The organism is Mycobacterium sp. MAA66 (assembly GCF_041261665.1).
Classification (GTDB): domain Bacteria; phylum Actinomycetota; class Actinomycetes; order Mycobacteriales; family Mycobacteriaceae; genus Mycobacterium.
On the sequence record NZ_JBGCCC010000002.1, the window covers coordinates 1,136,157 to 1,154,531 of the forward strand.

3 protein-coding genes (1 of these 3 cut by a window edge) are annotated in these 18,375 nt (G+C 67.5%); 1 reads left to right on the forward strand and 2 read right to left on the reverse strand.

The annotated features are described in order from the left end of the window. On the forward strand, positions 1 to 786 hold the full coding sequence (locus ABIA30_RS12055; protein WP_370065376.1) for a GntR family transcriptional regulator: 786 nt from the start codon (positions 1 to 3) through the stop codon (positions 784 to 786). On the opposite strand, the gene ABIA30_RS12060 is transcribed toward ABIA30_RS12055, so the two are convergent. Together ABIA30_RS12060 and ABIA30_RS12065 are read right to left on the reverse strand one after the other, a co-directional pair. Further along, positions 776 to 3,703, reverse strand: a complete 2,928-nt coding sequence (locus tag ABIA30_RS12060) for an RND family transporter (RefSeq protein ID WP_370065378.1) — start codon at positions 3,701 to 3,703, stop codon at positions 776 to 778. The genes ABIA30_RS12055 and ABIA30_RS12060 overlap by 11 nt on opposite strands. After that, positions 3,700 to 18,375: the end of a non-ribosomal peptide synthase/polyketide synthase gene (locus tag ABIA30_RS12065; protein ID WP_370065380.1), read on the reverse strand. The gene runs 16,311 nt beyond the window's last position; the window shows 14,676 of its 30,987 coding nt (coding positions 16,312-30,987); its start codon lies beyond the right edge, outside the window — the gene reads right to left on this strand; its stop codon occupies positions 3,700 to 3,702. Before ABIA30_RS12065 ends, ABIA30_RS12060 begins: the two co-directional genes overlap by 4 nt.

The window sequence follows — 18,375 nt, forward strand, 5'->3', positions numbered from 1 at the left end:
ATGGACGAAACCGAAGGCGGCCCGGTCGCCGAGGACGTGCGGCGCCGCATCGTCGGCATGCTCGACGCCGGTACCCTTCGACCCGGCGATCGTCTCGGGTCCGAGCGGGAGATGGCTGAGCAATTCGCGGTGTCTCGCGCCACGCTGCGCAGCGCCCTGGTCCCCCTGAGTCGCGCCGGAATCCTGGAACGGCGGACCGGACGCACCGGCGGCACCTTCATCAAAACCGGGCTCGTGGAACGCAACGTCGCCGAACTGTCCGGCCTGCCGAACCGACTCAAAGAGGGCGGTCACTCGTCCGCCCGCAGCCGAGTCCTTTCGACGGCCCTACGCCCGGCGACCGCCATCGAGGCACAACGTCTCGGCGTACAGCCGGAAACCCAACTCGTCGTGGTCCAGCGCCTGCGGTACGCCGACGGATTCCCGCTGTCGGTCGACTGCGCGCACTTCCCCGCGGACCGGGTTCCGGACCTCCTGGAACAGCCCCTGGGCGGATCGATCTACGAGATCCTGGCCGTCCGGTACGACCTGGTGCCCACGACATCGATCGAGAGCATCGAAGTCGTCAGCGCCAACCCGCGGGAAGCTGCCTGGCTCGAAATACCTACCCGCACTCCCCTATTGGCGATGACCCGGGTCGCCTCGGATGCCGACGGTCAGCCCTTCGAATACTCCGAAGACCTGTTCCGGGCGGACCGCGTGCGCCTGGTCGCCAAGACCTCTGCGCTGACCGAACGCGAAACCCTCGGCACCGACGGCCGGGTCGAACTCACCGTTACGGCGTAACCGCCCGCTTGCGCAGTCGTCCCGAGGGCCACCAGTTTGCCTTGCCCACCAGCACGGCCAGAGCCGGCACGGTGACGGTGCGCACGATAAAGGTGTCCAGCAGCAAGCCGATGCCGATGATGAAGCCGCCCTGCACCATCGAGCTGACACTGCTGAACAGCATGGCGAGCATGGGCGCGGCGAAAATCATTCCCGCAGAGGTGATCACGCTGCCGGTGGAGCGGACCGTACGGATCACACCGGATCGGATGCCATGCGGCGACTCGTCGCGGATCCGGGAGATCAACAGCATGTTGTAGTCCGCGCCGACGGCCACCAACACGATGAATGCCATACCGGGTGTGCTCGGCGCCATCGGCTGATGCCCGATCATCTGGAGCAGCAGCACCCCGATTCCCAGCGATGACAGGCACGAAAGAATCACCGTGCCAACCAGATACAGCGGCGCCACCACCGCCCTCAACAGCAGTACCAGGATCAAGAACACCACGACAACGGTCATCAGCACGATGAACCGCAGATCATGGTTGTAGTAGTCGCGCAGCTCGCTGTAGTACGGGGTCATGCCCGACATGGACACCGAGGCATCGGCGAGCGCGGTGTTGGCCTGCGCACCTCGAGCCGCGGCGAGAATGGACTTGACCTGGTCCATCGCCTTGGTGTCGTACGGATCCAGCTTGGACTCCACCATGTAGCGCGCCGCATGCCCGTCCGGCGACATGAAAACCCTTGTCAGGTCCTTGAATTGGTTGTTGTCCAGGATCTCCGGCGAGATGTAGAAGCCCGCCGCACCCGGTTCGGACGCATTGAGCTTCATCGCCAGCAGGAACGCCGAGGCGCGCGAGAGGCCCTCGCCCAGCTGCTTGGTCTGATCATCCAGGGTGCGCAGTCCTTCGGCGATCTTGCGGCTGCCATCGGCCAGCTGATTGGCCCCATCTTGCAGGGACGCCATCTGTTGCTTCATCCCATTCGGGTTGCTCATGCCGAGTTTGCGAATGGCGTTGGCGGCCGAATCCAGCTTCGGCTGCATCCGGTGCAGTCCGTCGACGACGCGTTGCAACTGGTCCCGCTGCTTGGTGCAGTTCGGATCGGTGTCACAGCCGGGATCAGCCTTCATCCCGTCCAGCGCGTCGCTGGCCATGCCGACCATGTCGTGGAAGTTCTCGCTGCCCGACCGCGGCGGCGGCTGGTCCGGCAGCTCACCGCTGTCCTTCACATCGGCCAGTTCGCGCTGGGCGTCCTGGAATTCCTGCGAGTTCTCGAGTTGGTCCTTGATGCTGGCCATCGACTTGCTGAGACTGTCCATCGTGGCGGTGGACTTGATCAGCTGGCTGCGCACGTCCGCGAGGCTGTCGGCGAGTTTTCCGGCCCCGCCGACCAGTGCCTGCCGGGCATCGGTGCTACCGGTGATCTTCGAATTCGCCTCGGCGAGTTTGTCGCCGATCGCACCGGCCTGAAAACTCAACGTGGCCTGCTCGAGCGGTGCACCGGTGGGCCGGGTGACACCGCGCACCGAGCCGACGTCGGGAACCTGGCTGACCCGCTGGGCCATCTGCTCGAGGTCGGCCAGCGCCTTGGAGGTCCGCAGGTCGTGTGGGGACTGGATGAAGAGGTACTGCGGCGCGGTGACGCTGGCCGGGAAATGCTGCTCGATCGTGGCGAAGCCGACGTTGCTCTCCGCCTTGGCGGGCAACGCGCTACGCACGTCGTAACTGGTGTGCAGCCACAGCACGCAACCGGCCAGCGAAATCAGGATCACCAGGCTGCCCACCAGATGTGCCACGGGACGCCGCACGATGTTGATTCCGGATCGATGCCAGAGCCGACTCGTCAGCTCACGGCGGGGCCTGACCCAGCCGCGGCGCCCACAAATGACGAGCATGGCCGGCAGCAGAGTGATCGACGACAGGAACGCCACCGCGATCGAGACCGCCAGTGCCGGACCGGTGGTGGAGAACACCTTGAGGGCGGTGAAGCTCATGCCGAGGAAGGTGACCGCGACAGTGGCCGCGGAGGCCGCGATCACCTTGCCTATGGACGACATCGCCTGCGCGACAGCGTCATTGGAGTCCAGTCCCTGCCGGAGATACTCGTGATACCGGCTGATCAGAAAGACCGCGTAGTCGACGCCGGCGCCGATCATCATCGCGCTCATGAACACGACGGTCTGCTGAGAGATGGGCAGGCCCAGCTCCCCCAGCGCGGCAACCGCCTGCGTCGCGACCGCCTGCGAGACGCTGATGGTGGCCAGCGGCAACAGGATGGTGATGATATTGCGGTACACCACAAGCAGAATCACCAGAACCATGACCACGGTCGCGGTCTCGATCACCCGCAGATCGCGCAGCCCGAGAGCCTCGCGTTCGGCGACGGTGGCGGTCAGTCCCGTCATGTGCACCGTCAACGACGAGCCCGCCACGGACCGGTGGACGATGTCCACCACCCGTTTGTAGGCATCGTTGGATTCCGGTGAACCCAGTTCTCCCACAATGCCGACCGGGATGAACCACGCCTTGTGGTCCTTGCTGGCCATCACCTCACGCAGCGGCGGTTGGGAGATGAAGTCCTGCACCATCACCACGTCGCGGTCGTCGTCATGCAACCGGTCCACCAAGGTGCGGTAGGCGTCCTCGTCGGCCTTGGACATCCCGTTCTCATCGGTGAGCACCACCAGGGCGATGTTCTGAATCCCCGGCTCATGGAAGGCCTTGGTCATCTCCCGGGTGGCGACCATCACCGCCGAATCAGCCGGCAGCAGCTCCTGGTTGCGGTCGCTGGCCAGCTTCATCAAGGGCGGGACCGTCGACGACAGCACCACCACCAACACCAACCAGGCGCCGATCACCCACCACGGCCGGCGCAGCACCACCCGTGCCAGTCGCTCGAACGTACCCGTCAGCCGCCAGTTCAACGTCACCCTGTTTCACGCCCCAGCAAGAGGCCGAGTTGCTTGCCATATCCGGCAAGCGATTCAGTGGTCAGCATCTCATGGTGCGAGCTGTCGATCGAGTGTGCCGTGATGTCGCCGGCGACGTGCGGGCGCCAGCTCTGCCGCAGCACGGCACTGCGATCGTCGGCATCCCGCGCCGCCGAGAAGACCACGAGATCGCCGTTGAATACCTCGGCTTCATGCTGGCGGTAGAGCGCGACATTGGTGTCGAAGTTGTCCACCAGCTGGTCCAGGAGCGGGCGGAACTGCTCCTCCAGTACCCCGCTGAGCTGTTCCCGGTCTACCGCCTGGTTCTCCACACCGAGCGTCGGCTCGGCGTCCAGCAGGATCAGCCGCGCGACGACCTGGCCGCGGCGCTCCAGTTCGACGGCGACGGCGTGCGCCACCATGCCGCCGAACGACCAGCCGAGCAGGTGGTACGGGCCGGTGGCCTGCTCGGCTTGAATCCGGTCGGCGTAGATCGCTGCCATCTCGCGGATCGATTCCGGTTCGGCCTCGCCGGCTTGCTGGATGCCGATGATCGGGCAGTCCAGAGCATGTCCGAGAACCTGATAGGGCCAGCTGATGCCGCTGACCGCGTGCATGCAGAACAGCGGGGTGCCGGTGCCGTTCTTGAGTACCTGAACCGGTGCGATGTCGGCCACGGCCGTGCCTGCCGCCAGACGCTCACCGAGCTCGCGCACGGTGGGTGCCGCGAAGAGGGTGGGTACTGACAGTTCGACGTCCAGGCCGGTGTTGATCGCCGCGATCACGCGCATCGCGGCGATGCTGTCACCGCCGAGGTCGAAGAACGAATCATCGACGCCGACTCGCTCGACCCCCAGGGTCCGGGCATAGATGTCGGCCAACGCCACCTCGGTGGGTGTACTCGGCGCGCGGTATGTCCCGGCCCGGTATTGCGGTGCCGGCAATGCCCGGGCGTCGAGCTTCCCGCCGACCGTCAGCGGCAGCGCCGGCAATGCCACCACTGCGGCCGGGATCATGTGCGCCGGCAGCAGGTCGGCCAACTGGCCGCGCGCGGCGGCGGGATCGGCGGTGCCGGTGAGGTACCCGACCAGACGCTGGATTCCCGGGGTGTCCTCGCGGACGATCACCGCCGCCTGCTCGACGCCCGGCAGCGCCGCCAAAGCCGTTTGCACATCGCCCAATTCGATGCGGTAGCCGCGGACCTTGACCTGTTCGTCGGCGCGGCCCAGGTAGTCCAACTGCCCATCGGCGCGCCAGCGCACCAGGTCCCCGGTGCGGTACATCCGAGTCCCCGGCGCCCCGAACGGGCAGGCCACGAACCGCGACGCGGTGAGCCCACCCCGGCGCAGATACCCGGCAGCCACCGCGACGCCGGCGACGTACAGCTCGCCGACCACACCGGCCGGTACCGGACGCAGCCAAGCATCCAGCACGAACAACGCCGCGCCGGGCACCGGGGAGCCGATCGGTACCGGGCCCGCTGCGCCCGCCGTCAGCGGCGCACTCGTGGTGGCATAGACCGTGGTTTCCGTTGGGCCGTAGCCGTTGATCATCGTGTGTCCGGTTTGGTCGTGCTCCCCACCTTCGCGGCGGGCCCAACGGTCGACCACATCGGTCGAGCAGGCTTCACCGCCGACCACCAGCGTCACCGAGTCCAGTCCGTCTGGCGAAAGCATGCCGACCGCGGATGGGGTCTGGGTGAGCACGTTGACCCGCTGCGCAACCAGTAGGCGATGGAAATCCGCCGGTGAAGCGGCCACCGACTCGGGCACGATCACCAGACGGCCGCCGTGCAGCAGTGCACCGAAGATCTCCCACACCGAGAAGTCGAAGGCGTAGGAGTGGCACTGCGTCCATACCGCGTCGGACGGTAGGTCGGCAGCCGGTTCGCCGAACTGGCCGGTGACGTTGTGGTGGGTGACGACAACACCTTTGGGTACGCCGGTGGTGCCGGAGGTATAGATGACGTACGCGATGTCGTCCGGGCTCGGCGCGCTCCCGGCTCGCTCCGAGAGCGGGGTGGCGGGCTGGGTTTCGATCCGGGGGTCAGCGATGTCGACCACCGGCACGCCGTCGAACCGCCGGGCCTGCTCATCGGTGGTGACCACAGCGATCGGCGCGGCATCGTCGAGCATGAATGCCAGCCGGTCCGCGGGCAGGGCCGGGTCGATCGGCAGATAGGCCGCCCCGGTCTTGAGCACCGCCAGGATCGCCGCTATCGCTTCGGCGGAACGCGAAAGCAGCAGCGCCACAGTCTGTCCCGGACCGGCTCCGTGGGCGGCCAGCCAATGCGCCAGCCTGTTCGACGCCTCGTCGAGTTCGCGGTAGGTCACACTGCGGTCCCCGCAGGCCAGTGCGACCGTCCCCGGCGTGCGGGCGACCTGTGCGCCGAACGCGGCCGGAATCGACACCGGCGCAGGGGGCTTGGTCGATGCCGCCCGGTTGCCGATCTCGGCCAACCGAACGTGCTCATCGACGTGCAGTAGATCCACCGAGGCAAGCCGACGGGTCGGGTCGGTGGCCATCGCCACCAGCACCCGCTCGAACCGGTCGATCAGCTCGTCGATCTCGGACCCGTCGAAGACGTCGGTGTCGTACTCGACACGCAGGCCCAGTTCGGGTCCCGGTGCGGCTTGCACCGTCAGCGGATAGTGGTTCTGCTCGTGGCTGGTGAATTCGGTGATGGCCAGGTCCTGATCCCCTGCCAACGCACCGGTGTTGACCGGATAGTTCTCGTAGGCGAAGAGCGTGTCGAACAGGTGGTCGTGGCCGGCGACCCGGTGAATCTCGCCCAGCGCCAGGTGCTGATGATCCAGCGTCCGGTTGTGAGCGGCCTGCAGTTGGTTCAGCAGATCAGCGGCAGTGGTGGTCGCGGTGATGTTCGCGCGCACCGGAACCGTGTTGATCATCAAGCCCACCATCGAGTCCGCGCCTGCGACATCGGCGGGCCGGCCCGATACGGGGGTACCGAATGCGACGTCGTGTTGACCGGTCAGCTGCACCAGCATCTGCACGTACGCGGCCTGCAGCACCACGTTGACCGTGGTGTGTTGCGAGCGTGCCAATTCACTTGCGGCCCGGGTTGTTTCGGCCGATATCGCAAAGGATTTGACGCCACGAGCACCCGAACCGAACCGGCGCGCCGAGCCGACCTGGGTGGGGGTGCCAAAACCGGCGAGCACCTCGCCCCAGGCCACCCGGGCGGCCTCGAGATCACGCTCGGCCAGCCAGCTGACATATCTGCGGTAGGGCACCGCAGCGGGCAGGCGATGCCCGTAGTAGCCGGCGAAGATCTCCCCCAGCAGGATCGGCATCGACCAGCCGTCCAGCACGATGTGATGGTTGGTCAGCACCAACCGGTACCGATCGTCCGCGACTCGGACCAGCGCCACCCGGAATAGCGGTCGCCCGGCCGGGTCGCACACCGCGGCTCGCTCGGTGGCAGCCAGTCCCGCTACCTCGCCCTCTTCGAGATCGATGACCTGCCAAACGATTTCAGGTTCGGCTGGGATTATCTGCACGCCGAGTTCAGCACTGAATCGCGCCGCCAGGTGCGGATGCCGAGCTGCTACGGTGCGCACCGCATCGTGCAGCCGATCGGGATTCAACCTGCCCGCGATGGTCAGGTCGAACTGCACCGCATAGCTGTCTGCGGTGGGTGCGGTGCGGGCGTGGAACAGCAGGCCCTGTTGCAGCGGGGTGACCGGGAGGATGTCCGCGATCCGGTGGTGCCGCTGCAGTTCGTCGATCTGCTGCTGACTGAGCCTGGCCGGTGCCACGTCGGACGGGGTCAGTCCGCCACCACCACTGCGCACATGCGCGGCGATACCCGTCAACGCCTCGAACCACAACGCGCTCAACCGGTTCAGCTGCTCATGGTTGAGCGCCGAGGGCGCCCAGGTCCAGTTGGCGTGCAGCTGCGGACCGGCATCGGTGTCGACGGTGCCGGCGTTCAGATCCAGCGTGTGCATCAGCGGCATGGGCACGGCGGTGCTGGCCCCCGTCACCGCGGAGCCGTCGCGGGCGATCCGCCACAGCTCGTCGGACAGTTCCGGTCCGCCGCCGAGTCGGCCCAGATAGTTGAACCCGATCGTCGGGTCAGCACCCGACAGATCAACGTCATCATTGAGGTAGCGCAGCAGGCCGTAGGTCAGGCCGTCGGGCAACTCGCGCAGCTGCTCCTTGGCGTCCTTGATGACGGCACCCAACGCGTCGTCGCCGGAAACGACCTGCGCCCAGGACAACTCGCCGACCGTCAACGCCACCGGGTACTTGGTGGTGAACCAGCCGACAGTGCGCGACAGGTCGATGTCGACACCTTGCCCGTCGCTGCGCTCGCCCAACTCCTCGTGGCGCCCGTGACCCTCGACGTCCATGGCCACCACCGGGCTGCCAAGGAATTCGCCCAGCGCCAAGGCGAACCCGATCACCAAGATGTCCTGTATGCCGGCGTGGAATGCCGCCGGAGCTTCGCGCAGTAGCGTCCGCACGGTATCGACATCGTCCAGTGCGACCGACAGCTGGCCGGCCGTCGCGAAGGTGTCCAGCTCGGGCCGCACGGCGGGCAGGGCGGCGGGGGTCGCCGCGACCCGCCGCCAGACGTCAGCCTGCTCCGCAACCTCTGGGCTGCCCGCGTGCCGACCGAGCAGCGCGGCCCATCGGGCGAATGAGGTCCCGCCGGTCGGCAGCGTGACCGGCCGGCCGGCTCGGTGCTGCGCCCAGGCGATGTTCAAGTCCTCCAGCAGGATTCGCCATGACACTCCGTCGATGGCGAGGTGATGCACGATCAGCACCAGCCGACCACGGCCGGCCTCCCAGAGGGCGCTGAGCATCACACCGGCAGCCGGGTTCAACTGTGCGCGGGCCGCCACGACGGCGTCCTCGGACAATTCGTCGACCGACACCAGGTGTGGACGGGCCGCGCCGGCCTCCGGCACCTGCAGTGACCAACCCTCCTCGACGCGAAGCCGCAGCATCGGATGCCGGTCCAGCAGGGCCTGCAACACCACCGCGACGTCGGCCTCGTCCACCCCGGCGGGCGCCTGCACCACGACCGTCTGGTTGAACTGGTCCACCGGTCCGTCCACCTCGGCCAACCAGCGGATGATCGGTGTCGACTGCACTGCTCCGACGCCCTCGTCGGCGACGGCGTCGCCATCGGAAGCCTTGGCCACCAACGCCAACCGGGCCACCGTCTGCTCGACGAAGATGTCCCGCGGCCGGCAGGTCAGCCCAGCAGCACGGGCCCGTGCCACCACCTGCATCGACATGATGCTGTCGCCGCCCAATTCGAAGAACGAATCGTCGACACCGACTCGCGGGAGCCCGAGCACCTCGGCGTAGATGTCGGCCAGAGTCTGTTCGACTTCATTGCCCGGCGCGCGGTACTCGTCGACGTTGCCGTACGTCGGTGCGGGCAGTGCCCGCCTGTCGAGCTTGCCGTTGGAGGTCAGTGGTAACGCCGTCATCGACACGACCGCCGCCGGAACCATGTACGCCGGAAGGTATTTGGCCACGGCGACCCGCGCCTCGACCGGGTCGGCGGTGCCGGTGAAGTATCCGACCAGGCGCTTGTCGCCGGGGCGGTCCTCGCGGGCGACCACCACGACCTGCTCGATGCCGTCGATCCCCGCCAAAGCTGTTTGCACATCACCCAATTCGATGCGGTAACCGCGAATCTTGACCTGCTCATCGGCCCGGCCGAGATACTGCAACTGCCCATCGGCACCCCAGCGCACGAGGTCTCCGGTGCGGTACATCCGGGCGCCCGGGGCACCGAACGGGCAGGCCACGAAGCGCGACGCGGTCAGCCCGCCACGGCGGACATAGCCCGCGGCCACCCCGGTGCCGGCCACATACAGCTCACCGACCACGCCGGCAGGCACTGGCCGCAACCAGTCGTCCAGGACGAACAATGCCGACTCGCCCGCCGGCGCGCCGATGGGGACCACACCCGTGCCTGCCGCCAGCGGTGCGCTGACCGCGGCGTAGATGGTGGCCTCGGTGGGTCCGTAGGCGTTGATCATCGGTCCGCGGGCCGCCCATCGGTCGACCAGTTCCGTCGGGCAGGCTTCACCGGCCACCACCAACGCGGTCGATTCAAGTCCCAATGGCGACAGCATCATTGCCGCGGATGGGGTCTGGGTCAGCACGTTGACCTGTTCGGCGACCAGCAGGGTGTGCAGATCCTCCGGTGCGCGCGCCATCGACTCGGGCACGATCACCAACCGGCCACCGTGCAGCAGTGCTCCGAAGATCTCCCAGACGGACACATCAAATGCGAGCGAATGCCACTGGCTCCAGACTCCGGCGGGCTCGACCTCGACACCGACCGATCCCAACAACCCGATGACGTTGCGATGCGTGATGGCAACGCCTTTGGGTACACCGGTGGTGCCGGAGGTATAGATCAGGTAGGCGATGTCATCCGGGCTCGGCCCTGGAGGGGTTGTGGCAGTTTGGCTTTCGACGACGGGATCGTTGACATCGATCACTGTCACGTCGACCTCCGCGAGCCGCCCGGCCAGGTCATCAGTGGTGACGACAGCGATCGGCGCGGCGTCGCCGAGCATGAACTCTACGCGCGCCGCAGGCATTGCCGGGTCGATCGGCAGGTAGGCCGCTCCGGTCTTGAGCACCGCAAGGATCGAGGCGATCGCCTCGGCGCAGCGGTGGAACAGCAGGGCCACCGTCTGCCCGCGGCTGGCACCGTGGCCGATCAGCAAGTGCGCCAATCGGTTCGCGGCCTCGTCGAGTTCGCGATAGGTCAGCGACCGGCCGGTGCAGGTGATGGCGACCGCGTCGGGGGTGCGTGCCACCTGGGCAGCGAACATCTCCGGCACCGATACCGCCGCAGCGACGGGTCGGGTCAATATGGCCCGGTGACCCAGTTCGTCGAGTCGGGCACGCTCGGGCTCGTCGAGCAGATCCACCGACGACAACGGCTGGGCCGGGTCGGCGGTCATCGCCGACAACAGCCGGTGCAACCGGGTGATCAGCGTCGCAACGGTTTCCGTATCGAAGACGTCGGTCCGGAACTCCACCTCGCCGCTGATCCCGGCTGGGGATCCGGTGGCGGTCCAGCGTTCGGACAGGGAAAAGGTGAGGTCCATCCGCGCGGACTGGGTGCCCAGCGGAACAGACGTGACGTCAACGCCTTTCAGCCCGGAGCCGCCGGCCGGATCGGTGAGCCCGGTGAAGTTCTGCCAGGCCAGCATCACCTGGACCAGCGGGTGGTGGGTCAGGCTTCGGGTCGGGTTGAGCCGATCGACCAGCACCTCGAAGGGCACGTCCTGGTGCTCGAAGGCCTCCAGGCTACGGGCCCGCACCTGGGTGAGCAGTTCGGTGAAGCTCGGGTCACCGGTCAGATCAGCGCGCAGCACCAGGGTGTTGACGAAGAAGCCGACCAGATCATCGAGCGCCGGGTCGCGTCTGCCGGCGATCGGGAAGCCAACGGCAACATCGGAACTGGCGCTGATCCTGGACAGCAGCGCAGCCAGCGCCGCCTGCACGACCATGAAGCTCGTCGCGTTGTGCTCCCGGGCCACCCGGGCCACCCGCTCGTGCAGTTCAGCCGGCCAGTCCACCGCCACTGTGGCGCCGCCCAGGTCGGCGAGCATCGGGTACGGCCTGTCTGTGGGCAGCTGGATCCGCTCGGGCAGTCCGGCCAGTGCCTTCTCCCAATAGGCCAACTGCGCGGCAACTCGGCTCTCGGTGTCGTCGAGACCGCCGAATTGCGCACGCTGCCAGAGCGTGTAGTCGACGTACTGCACCGGCAACGGAGCCCAGTCCGGTGCCTGGCCGGCGCACCGACTGGCGTACGCGACGCCCAGATCGGCGACCAGCGGACGCAGCGACCAGCCGTCGGCCGCGATGTGGTGGATCACGGCCACCAGCACATGGTCCTCGTCGGCGACCCGGAACAGGTGCGCCCGCAACGGAATATCGGTCGACAGATCGAAGGTATCGCGGGCAGCGACCTCGAGAGCCTCGTGCAATCGGCCCGGTGACCAACCTGCGGCGTCGACGACCTCCCAACCGAAATCGGCATGACCGGCCGGGATCACCACCTGTTGGGGCGTGCCCTCCGGAGCGGTGAACAGCGTGCGGAGGCTCTCGTGCCGGGTCACCACATCGCCCAGCGCGGCACCCAGGGCCTGGGCGTTCAACTCGCCGGCCAGCCGCAGTGCCGATGCCATGTTGTAAACCGGTGATGGGCCCTGCAATTGGTCCACGAACCACAGCCGGCTCTGCGCGAACGACAACGGGATCACCGCAGGGCGCTCGACCGGCACCAGCGGCTGCAATCGGCCCTCGGCCTCGCCCACCAGCGGGGCCAGCTGAGCCACCGTGGGCGCCTCGAAGACCGCACGCACCGGAAGTTCGACATCCAGCGCGGCGTTGATCGCCGCGACCAGCCGCATGGTGGACAACGAATCGCCGCCCAGGTCGAAGAACGAGTCGTCGACACCGACCCGATCGATACCGAGCACCTGCGCATAGACGCCGGTCAGGATCTCCTCGGTGTAGCTGCCCGGTGCACGGTATCCGCCGCCGGTGTAATCCGGTTTGGGCAGGGCGCGGGCATCCAGCTTGCCGTTGACCGTCATCGGCAACGCCGACACACTCAGCACCGCGGCGGGGACCATGTAGGCGGGCAGCCGCTGGGCCAGCGCGGCCCGCACCACGGCGGCATCGGCAGTTCCGACGAAATAACCGACCAGGCGCTTGTCACCGGGGTGATCCTCGCGGGCGATCACCGCGGCCTGCTCGATGCCGTCGAGCCCCGCCAAAGCTGATTGGACGTCACCCAATTCGATGCGGTGCCCGCGGATCTTGACTTGCTCGTCGGCCCGGCCGAGGTAGTCCAGCTGCCCATCGGCCCGCCAGCGCACGAGGTCACCGGTCCGGTACATCCGGGCACCCGGCGCACCGTACGGGCACGGCACGAAACGTGTTGCCGTCAAGGCGGAGCGATGGACATACCCGGCCGATACTCCGGCGCCGGCCACGTACAACTCACCGGCCACCCCGGCGGGGACCGGCCGCAACCAGTCGTCCAATACGAACAAGGCGGCCCCGGCCACCGGTGACCCGATGGGCGGCGCACCCGAACCGGCCGCCAACGGGACGCTCTTGGTGACCCACATGGTGGTCTCGGTCGGTCCGTAGACGTTGACCATCACCCTGCCCGGTGCCCATCGATCCACCATTTCCGGCGGGCACGGTTCGGCGCCGATCAAAAGCGTGGTCGAGTCCAGGCCTTCGGTCGGCAACACCGCTGCCGCGGAAGGGGTTTGGGCCAGTACCGTGACCTGCTCGCGGACCAGCAGCGCATGGAAGTCCGGCGTCGAGCGGGCCACCGCATCGGGTACCACCACCAGGCGCCCGCCGTGCAACAGCGCGCCCCAGATCTCCCACACCGAGAAATCGAACGAATACGAGTGGAACTGGGTCCACACCTGCCCGGGGGTCAACGCATCGCCGATTTCCAGCTCATCGAACAACTGGCAGACGTTGCGATGATTGACGGCTACACCCTTGGGCACGCCAGTCGTGCCGGAGGTATAGATGATGTGCGCCAGATCGTCCGGACTCGGCACCGGAAGTGCTGCGGCGCTCTGAGATTCGACCACCGGATCGGTCGCGTCGATGACGCTCACGTCCATCCCGTCGAGCAGCCCGACCAACTCGGCCGTGGTGAGCACAGCCAGCGGCGCGCTGTCGCCGAGCATGAACTCGATGCGCGCCGTCGGCAGCGCCGGGTCGATCGGCAGGTAGGCCGCACCCGTCTTGAGCACCGCCAGGATCGCCGTGATCGCTTCCGTCGAGCGCGGGAAGATCAGTGCCACCGACTGTCCCGGACCGACGCCCCGGGCGGCCAGCAGATTCGCCAACCGGTTCGACGCCTCGTCGAGCTCGCGGTAAGTCTGTGACCGGTCGGCGCAGACCACCGCCACGGTGTCGGGAGTGCGAGCCACCTGCGCGGCGAACCGGCCCGGCACCGTGGCCGCGCCGTCCAGCCGGGTCAAGGCCGCGCGGCCGGCCCAATGATCCAGCAACGCAAGCTCTTCGGCGTCCAGTACCTCGATGGCCGACAACCGCCGTGTCGGATCGGTGGTCATGGCCACCAACAGCCGCTCGAATCGGTCGACCAGCGTCTTGATACCGGCGGCATCGAACACGTCGGTGTCGTACTCCACCCGAAGCGTCAGTTCCTCACCGGGCTGCGCCTGCACCGCCAACGGGTAGTGGGTGGATTCGTGGGTGGTGATGTCGGTGATCGCGAGTTCGTGTTCACCCGACAGCGCATCGGCGTCGACCGGATAGTTCTCGTAGGCGAACAGCGTGTCGAACAGTTGATCCTGTCCGGCGATGCGATGAATCTCGCCCAGTGCCAGGTGCTGATGGTCGAGTGTGTCGTTGTGGGCGCCCTGCAGCTGGACCAGCAGCTCGGTCGTGGTGGTGGTCGCCGTGATGTTCGCGCGCACCGGCAGCGTGTTGATGAACAGGCCGACCATCGAATCGATCCCCACGACTTCAGCGGGCCGGCCGGAAACTGTGGTGCCGAACGCGACATCGTGCCGACCGGTCAGACGGCACAGCAGTTGTGCATACGCCGCCTGCAGCACGGTGTTCACGGTGGTGCGGTGAGTCCGGGCCAGTTCGCCGACCGCCTGCGCGAGTGTGTTTGGCAGTCCGAATATTTCGACACCACGCTGCCCCTGCTGACCGGGGCGGCCGAGCAACGTGGGGGTGTCGAAGCCGGCCAGCAGCTCACCCCAGACGGCGCGTGCGGCGTCATGGTCGCGGCCGGCCAGCCAACTGACGAAGTTCCGGTAAGGCTCCGGCGCCGGGAGTTGGTGACCGTAGTAGCCGGCGAAGATCTCGCCCAGCAGGATCGGCATGGACCAGCCGTCCAGCACGATGTGGTGGTTGGTCAAGACGAAACGGTACTGGTCCGCCGCGACGCGGATCAGGGCGGCCCGGAACGGCGGTTGACCTGCCAGGTCGCAGACCGCGACCCGCTCGGCGGAGGTGATCGCCTCGACATCGCCAGCACCGAGATCGATCAATTTCCAGGCGAGTTCGGGATCGGCGGGGATGACCTGCACCGGCTCGCCGAAGCGTTGGTCGAACCGAGCTACCAGGTTCGGATGCCGGGCCACCATCGCCTGCACCGCGGCGCGCAGCCGCTCGTGGTCGAGTCGGCCGGTGATGCTGATGTCCAGCTGCCCGGCATACAGATCGTCACCGCCGGTCATGGTCCGAGCGTGGAACAGTAGGCCCTGTTGCACCGACGTCAGCGGTAGTACGTCGGCAACACTGAATTGCCTTTGCAATTCGTCGATCTGCTGCTGGTTGACCCGGGCCGGAGCGACATCAGAGGGTGTCAGTCCGCCGCCGCCGGAACGCACGTGAGCGCAGATACCGGCGAGCGCTTCGAACCACAGCCGGCTGAACCGGGTGACCGCCGCGTGGTCGAGCGCCGAGGGCGCCCAAGTCCAGTTGGCGTGCAGTCGCGGTCCCGCCGCGCCCTCCACGGTGGCGGCATTGAGCTCCACCGTGTGCATCAGCGGCATCGGGATGGCCATCGGGACCGATTCAGCCGCATCGGGCAGCGATCCGACCCGCCACAGTTCATCGGCCAATTCGACCGGATTGCCCTGGCGCCCAAGGTAGTTGAAGCCGATCGAAGGTTCGGCGGCATCGAGACCGGCCTCGTCGTTGAGGTACCGCAGCAGCCCGTAGGTCAATGGGTCCGGGTGCCCGCGCAACTGCTCCTTGGCGTCCTTGATCACTGCGCCGAGCTGAACGTCACCGGAGGTCACCTGCGCCCAGCGGAGTCCGCCGACGGCAAGCGCCACCGGGGACTTGGTGGTGAACCAACCGACGGTGCGGGTCAGGTCGACGCCAGTACCACTCCCGTCGCTCCGCTCGCCTCGACCACCTTTCCCGTCGCTCCGCTCGCCTCGACCACCTTTCCCGTCGCTGCGCTCGCCTCGGCCGCCGAGTTCTTCGTGACGCCCGTGCCCCTCCACGTCGATACCGATCGACGAGCTGCCGTGCTCGAGGAATTCGTTTGCGGCAAGGGCGAACGCAATCAGCAGGATGTCCTGCACCCCGGTGTGGAATGCCGCCGGCACCGCCCCGATCAGCATGCCGGTGGTCTCGGCGTCCAGTTCCACCGAGAGCTGCCCTGCGTTGGCGAAGGTGTCCGTCTCCGGCTGTACGGCGGGCAGTGCGACCGGGGTGGCAGCGATCTGCCGCCACGCGCCGACGTGTTCGATGACATCGGGGTGTCGGGCGTACTCGTCGAGCAGGGCCGCCCACCGCTGGAACGACGTCCCGCCCACCGGCAGGGCGATCGGTTGTCCGGTGCGGTGTTGCGCCCAGGCGATGTTCATGTCTTCCAACAGGATTCGCCAGGACACTGCGTCGACGGCCAGGTGGTGCACCAGCACCACGAGCTCTCCGGTCGAGGGCACCCAGAGCGCGCTCAGCATGGCCCCAGCCGCAGGGTTCAGCAGCGAGCGGGCCTGGACCACGGTGTCATCGGACAATGCATCCACGGTGCGCAGGCAGGTCCGGGCGTCGACCGTGCCCGGCTCGGGCACCGACAGACCGCCTCCGTCGACACGCATCCGCAGGGTGGCGTGCCGGTCCAGCAGCGCCTGCAGCACCAACACCACGTCGTCGTGGCCGACGCCCGCGGGGGTCTGAACCACCACGGTCTGGTTGAACTGGTCCACCGGCCCATCGATCTCGCCGAGCCAGCGGATGATCGGGGTGGCCAGTACCGGTCCGATGCCCTCATCGACCACCTCGGGATCGCCGTCGCCGACCTCGGCCACCCGGGCCAGCCGGGCCACGGTCTGCTCGACGAACAGGTCACGGGTCCGGAACATCAACCCGGCGGCCCGCGCCCGGGTCACCACCTGCATCGACGAAATGCTGTCGCCGCCAAGGTCGAAGAACGAATCGTCGATGCCGACCCGGTCCAGGCCGAGCACCTGGGCGTAGACGGCGGCCAGCACTTCCTCGACCGCGTTGGACGGCGCGCGATACCGATCGACGTCCTGGTAGTCCGGGGCCGGCAGCGCCCGGGTGTCGAGCTTGCCGTTGGCGGTCAGCGGCAGCTCCGGCACCACGATCACCGCAGCCGGAATCATGTACCCGGGCAGCCGTTCCGCCAGTGCGGCACGCGCCGCGGCGGGATCCGCGGTCCCGGTGAGGTAACCGACCAGCCGCCTGTCGCCCGGACGATCCTCGCGGGCGATGACCGCGGCCTGTTCTACTCCGTCGACACCGGCCAGCGCGGTCCGGATCTCTCCGAGCTCGATGCGGTAGCCACGGATCTTGACCTGCTCGTCGACTCGACCCAGGTAGTCCAGCTGCCCATCGGCCCGCCAGCGCACCAGGTCACCGGTGCGGTACATTCGGGCACCCGGCTCACCGAACGGGCACGGCACGAAACGTGTTGCAGTCAAGGCGGATCGGCGCACATACCCAACCGCCACTCCGGCACCGGCGATGTACAGCTCGCCGACCACCCCGGCCGGCACTGGCCGCAACGACCCGTCCAGCACGAACAGCGCGGCTCCAGGCTCCGGCGAACCGATCGGCACCGCACCACCCGGGGTCAGTGGTCGGCTGATCGCCGCGTAGACGGTGGCCTCGGTGGGTCCGTAGGCGTTGATCATCGCGCACGCAGAAGACCACCGGTCGACCAGTTCGGTCGGGCAGGCCTCGCCGGCCACCACCAGAGTGACGCCGTCCAGGCCCGCGGTCGACAGCGCGCCCGCCGCCGACGGGGTCTGACTCAGCACGGTGACCTGTTCGCGAACCAGCAAGGCGTGCAGGTCTTCCGGGGCGCGGGCGGCCGATTCGGGCACCACCACCAGGCGTCCGCCATGTAGCAGAGCCCCGAAGATCTCCCATACCGAGACGTCGAACGCCAGCGAATGCCACTGCGACCAAACGCCGTGGTGCGGCAGGGCGGAGTCCGCCATCAACAACTGGGTCACGTTCTGATGGGTGACCGCGACACCTTTGGGCACACCGGTGGTACCCGAGGTGTAGATCAGGTACGCAACGTCATCCGGCCGCGGTGCGGGAAGTGTTGCGGCGTATTCGCTTTCGATGACCGGGTCGAGGACATCGACGATGGCACCGTGGTAGCCGTCGAGCCGATCCATCAGAGTGGCGGTGGTGATCACCGCCACCGGGGTGGCGTCGTCCAGGACGAACCCGACCCGCGCACTCGGCAGCGCCGGGTCGATCGGCAGGTAGGCCGCCCCCGTCTTCAGCACCGCCAAGATCGCGATGATGGCCTCGGCCGACCGCGAAAGCAGCAGCGCCACGGTATGTCCCGGTCCGGCACCATAGCCGGCCAACTGCTGAGCCAATCGGCTCGCCGCGTCATCAAGCTCACGGTAGGTGAGCGACTGCTCCCCACAGACCAGCGCCACCGCATCCGGCGTCCGCTCGACCTGAGTGCCGAACAACTCCGCAATCGACGGTGCAGCAACCAAATTCTCGCTCAGCACCGCCCGGTTGCCGAGATTGTCGAGGTGCATGCGCTCGGATTCATCAAGCAGCTCCACTGCCGACAGCGGCCGGGTGGGATCTGCAGTGAGCGCCGACAGCACGCGCTGCAACCGCTCGACCAG

Bases quoted from the DNA above. Each gene is read 5' to 3' on its own strand.
- ABIA30_RS12055 (WP_370065376.1), top strand. From the start codon at position 1: ATGGACGAAACCGAAGGCGGCCCGGTCGCCGAGGACGTGCGGCGCCGC.